The organism is Stenotrophomonas sp. SMYL8 (assembly GCF_036320065.1).
GTDB classification, from domain to species: domain Bacteria; phylum Pseudomonadota; class Gammaproteobacteria; order Xanthomonadales; family Xanthomonadaceae; genus Stenotrophomonas; species Stenotrophomonas maltophilia_A.
In genome coordinates, this window is record NZ_JAWIRR010000061.1 from 1 (window position 1) to 994 (window position 994).

The 994-nt window shown below is 67.2% G+C and carries 1 protein-coding gene; it reads right to left on the reverse strand.

What is annotated here, in order from left to right; translation table 11 throughout:
• Positions 1-891 (reverse strand): DMT family transporter (locus tag V3B25_RS22315; protein WP_329811562.1); only part of this gene is annotated, 891 nt, incomplete at its 3' end.
• Between the last annotated feature and the right edge of the window lie 103 nt (positions 892-994).

Consider the following 994-nt stretch of genomic DNA (forward strand, 5'->3'; position numbering starts at 1 on the left):
ATGATCCAGCGGCTTCGGCGGTTCCTGCCGGTTCACCCGCTCACGGTGCAGCAGGTACAGCCCCGAGGCGACGATGATCGCCGCGCCCACCCAGGTATAGCTGTCCGGCAGCTGGCCCCAGAAGGCCAGGTCCCAGCCGATCACCCACACCAGGCCGCTGTACTCCAACGGCGCGATCATCGACGCCTCGCCCAGCTGGAAGGCCTTGGTCAGTGCGATCTGACCGAGCGCTCCGGCCAGACCCATGCCGGCGATCAGCGGCGCATGCGCCAGCTGCAGTGGCACCCAGCCGGGAAGGGCCAGCAGGCCGGCACCGATGGCCATGATCACCAGGAACCAGACCACCATCGACTGCGAGGTATCGGTGCGGGTCAGCAGGCTGACCGTGATCGCCGCCACGGCATACGCGGTGGCCGCGGCCAGCACCATCAGCCCCGGCACCGAAATGAAGCCGTCCACGCCCGGCCGCAGCACCACCAGCACGCCGACCAAGCCGATGCCGATGGCCACCCAGCGCCGCGGGCCAACCCGCTCACCCAGCAACGGCACCGACAGCGCGGCGATCAGCAGTGGGGCAACGAAATAGATGGTGTAGGCGGTGGACAGCGGCAGGTCACGCAGGGCGAACACGAAGCAGCCGATCATCGCCATGCCCAGCCCACCACGCAGCAGGTGCAGGCCCCAGCGGCGCGGGATCAGCGAGCGCGGGCCGGCGCTGACCAGCACCCAGACCAGCACGAACGGCAACGAAGCCGCACCACGCAGGAAGGTCACTTCCAGGGTCGGATAGCTGGCCGACAGCTGCTTCATGCCAGCATCCATCAGCGAGAAACAGGCGACCGCAGCGACCATCCAGGCCACCGCACGCGAAGGGGAGCGTTGCACATTCATGGCCCATTATCGCCGACAGCACCGGTTTGTAGAGTCGAGCTTGCTCGACTGCCGCCCTTCTGTAGAGTCGAGCCATGCTCGACTGCTTTGTGAAGAGCAGTCG